Here is a 3,367-nt window from a genome sequence, read left to right on the forward strand (position 1 = left end):
TTCAGATAATAAAACTGCGTTGCTATTTTCTCCTGCAATAATAATAGGTTGATGGGATTGATTAACTGAATCAATTAAATCCTGTAGTTGCTGTTGTGCTTGATTGATTGAAATCATAATCTTTTTTGAGATTACATTATTATAATAAATAATAGCATACAATTGAATTGTCTGAATCAGGATTTCCAGGATTTGAGGATGTACAAGATGGTTTTTTAATATTCATCTGTATTTTCAGAAGTTGCGCTAATTTTAATATCCCAGAATATCAAAATCAAATATTATCCTGTTAATCCTTTAATCCTGGTTATCCTGATTCTGACAGTTAAATTTTAATAAAAAACGGTGCATTACATTTCATTAACGCACCCTAAAAAATCAGCGTAATTTTACCACTGTCTTCAAGGGAATAGAAATAATCTGTCTTCCACTGGTTGCTTGTTTTTTTCTTAAATCAGCACAAATAGTGGCTAAATCATAATTAAATGACTTAGCTTCTTCATCTCTGATTTTCCGAATTTCTGCCAAAACTTCATCATTCATAATAAATTAATCTTTGAGAGATACTTCAAAAGAAAGTTGAGAACGATAAAAACAAACATTAAATTCCATAAAAAAATTAACTTGTCCCAAAATTAAAGGAACATTAGTTGCTTGAGTCCAAGCAAATACTAATTTTACAGGTTCAAAATCTGCTACTTTAGCTGATACAACCAGTACACGCGCTTCAAATTGAGCAAGATTACCTGTCAATTGTAAAGAGGTTGTTAAATCTTCCCAATTTGCACCAATATCTAATCCTAATTGATAAGGTAAAACATTAATAGTTGCTCCCGTATCCAGTAAACCAGTAGTCTGTAATTCTTGTCCACGATAAGTTAAAATAATTGGTAGATATGGTCTAAAACCTGCTTCTCCCAAGGAAGGATCATAAGTAGTAAATGAGTATTTATGTGTATTATTCATGATTGCTATTTTCTGCTTCTAACACTTTTAACATTATATTTGCAGCTTCAAAAGCATCATAAGGAGAGGAGACAGGATAAGACATTCCTGGTTTAATTAATTCTGATTCTTCTTGTACTAATTGAGAGGCTAAATATTGGATAATTTGTAATTTTTCAGCCCGACTTAATTTATTTAATAATGGCATTAATTCTAGCATGGTTTGATGATTGCTATAGTTAGTAGTTGATATTATATCATTTTATTAATGGTAATGGGAATTTGTCTGAATCAGGTGGTTATCGAGTTTCGACTACGCTCAACTACCGCGACCTGTACTGAGCGACTTGTACTGAGCGCAGTCGAAGTAAGTCGAAGTAAGTCGAGATAATGTCCAGGATTTGAGGATTTACAGGATGGTTTTTTAATATTCATCTACATTTTCAGAAATTACGCTAATTCAAATATTCCAAAATATCAAAATCAAAAATATAATCCTGTTAATCCTTTAATCCTGGTTATCCTGATTCTGACAGTGCAATATATTATAAAAATAATAAAAAATGGTGCATTAAATAAAGTTGATTAACGCACCCTAAGAGCAGTATTATTTAAAAGGAATATATTCAACGACATTCATCCATTCATCAATCTCTGAAGCTTTAGCAATAAATTCTAAATCTTGCACAAATTGACCAATTGTACCACCTAGTTGATGTCCAAAAATTAATCCTGAAAACTGTTTTCCTTCTTTTTGCCAAGTTTCCGCTAAAACTCGAAAACGGATATCTTGAGTAAATAGAACTCGTTTAATTTCTGTCACTCTTTCTAATAATTTATCATCAGGAAGTTCTTGGGTTTCATCATCAAAAGCAGTTAATACATCCACACCCCGACGACGCAATTGTGATGTAATAGATTGAGGTACATGAACATCCATATATAAAGCAATGGTCATTTACAACAGTCCTTTGGCTTTCATTCTGTTGTAAAATGGAGATGATACTAATTCATTTTTGCTTTGTTGTACTTGTTCCCATTCCTCTTTAATTTCTTGGTCAATTTCTTCTTGGTGGTCAAAGTAATAACCCATAGTAGCATGAGCTTCAGCTTGAGTTAAATAAGGATGTTGACGACACATTTCTTCTACTGACCAACCATAAGCAAGATAATCCATCACAATTTGCGTTACTCTAATTCTGGGAAAACGCTTTAATCTTGCTGGTTGATTTTCGGTTTTTTCAATATGCGGGTAATTCAGGGTTAACATATTTTTTTATATAGCTAAGTTGCTTGAATCACTATATTTTAGTATATCATTTTTTTGTCTGAATCAGGACACCCTTCGGGATATTCTGTGAATATCAATATCAAATATTATCCTGTTAATCCTTTAATCCTGGTTATCCTGATTCAGACAGTTAAATTTTAATAAAAAACGGTGCGTTACATTTCATTAACGCACCCTACGAGATAAGCTATCTGGACACAGCAAGCTATCGCACTAATCAACCAAAACAAACCAATTCTCAATCACAATATCCTCAAAATCTTGAAAATCTGTCACATTATTTGTTACTAAAATCAAGTTATTGGAAAATGCAATACTCGCAATCTGTCCATCAATAAAAGCAGGTGTTTTACCAATTTTGGATAATCTAGCTCTTTCCTGTGCGTGCCATTTTGCAGCATTTATATCATAATCAAACACTGGTATTTTAGCAGGTATTTCCTCGATATAATCTTCTAAAAAACGTCTTTTTCCAGAGTCAGTCGGTAAACGTAAACACCCAAATAATAATTCATGAATAACTACTGAAGCTGTAGCTACTTCATCTTGATACAGATTCATTTTATCAACTACTAATTTATTTGGGATTTTTTTGTTAATTTCCGAAATAATATTAGTATCTAAAAGAAAACGAAAACTCACAGTTCTACCTCTCGTCCTGGACTGCGATCTCTAAGACTTGCAAAATCCTCATCTGTAAATTCTATACCCTCTCTTTCCATCCGTTCTCGAAATCGCAAGGTCATTTTCCAGAAATTTTCACCGTCAGAATTAAAAGTAGGTTTTTCTGCTGGTAATTTATGTTTGAGAAATTGAATAAAATCTAAAACTTCTTGTTGTTTATGTGCTGGTAATTCTCGCAAGTTTTCTAAAACTGCTTGTTCAATAGTCATAGTGTTACCTCTAGGATTATAATGTAATTATATTATATTATAGATTGTCACTTTTTGTCTGAATCAGGATGTCGAGGATTTGAGGATTTACAGGATGGTTTTTTCATATTCATCTAATTCACCATCACACTCTTCAATAGGTGTTGCTAATCCTTCTTTAATTGATTCTCTCATCCCTGGAATAGAAAGTAAATATAGAGTTTCTTGGATAGATTTCCAGTCACTTTCAGATAATAAA

7 protein-coding genes are annotated in these 3,367 nt (G+C 32.2%); all 7 read right to left on the reverse strand.

Annotation, left to right across the window (positions count from 1 at the left end; all coding sequences use genetic code 11):
- Positions 1-378: 378 nt before the first annotated feature.
- A complete protein-coding gene (locus tag FFR48_RS26390) occupies positions 379-543 on the reverse strand; it encodes a hypothetical protein (protein WP_162501977.1) in 165 nt (54 codons plus the stop codon).
- A 6-nt stretch (positions 544-549) separates the two neighbouring features.
- Positions 550-966 (reverse strand): aspartyl protease family protein, encoded by a 417-nt coding sequence (locus FFR48_RS26395; RefSeq protein WP_137669398.1) that lies wholly within the window; start codon positions 964-966, stop codon positions 550-552.
- Positions 959-1,165, reverse strand: a complete 207-nt coding sequence (locus FFR48_RS26400) for a hypothetical protein (RefSeq protein WP_137669399.1) — start codon at positions 1,163-1,165, stop codon at positions 959-961. Before FFR48_RS26400 ends, FFR48_RS26395 begins: the two co-directional genes overlap by 8 nt.
- A gap of 387 nt (positions 1,166-1,552) precedes the next feature.
- On the reverse strand, positions 1,553-1,903 hold the full coding sequence (locus FFR48_RS26405) for a DUF5615 family PIN-like protein (protein ID WP_137669400.1): 351 nt from the start codon (positions 1,901-1,903) through the stop codon (positions 1,553-1,555).
- Positions 1,904-2,215, reverse strand: coding sequence for a DUF433 domain-containing protein (locus tag FFR48_RS26410; protein ID WP_137669401.1), 312 nt, complete (start codon positions 2,213-2,215; stop codon positions 1,904-1,906).
- A gap of 234 nt (positions 2,216-2,449) precedes the next feature.
- Positions 2,450-2,878 carry a type II toxin-antitoxin system VapC family toxin gene (locus FFR48_RS26415; protein WP_137669402.1) on the reverse strand — a complete coding sequence of 143 codons (429 nt, stop codon included), beginning with the start codon at positions 2,876-2,878 and terminating at the stop codon, positions 2,450-2,452.
- Entirely contained in the window at positions 2,875-3,129 is a 255-nt protein-coding gene (locus FFR48_RS26420) for a DUF2281 domain-containing protein (RefSeq protein WP_137669403.1), read from the reverse strand. The genes FFR48_RS26415 and FFR48_RS26420 overlap by 4 nt, the downstream gene beginning before the upstream one ends.
- Between the last annotated feature and the right edge of the window lie 238 nt (positions 3,130-3,367).

The organism is Sphaerospermopsis reniformis (assembly GCF_005402885.1).
GTDB lineage: Bacteria > Cyanobacteriota > Cyanobacteriia > Cyanobacteriales > Nostocaceae > Sphaerospermopsis > Sphaerospermopsis kisseleviana.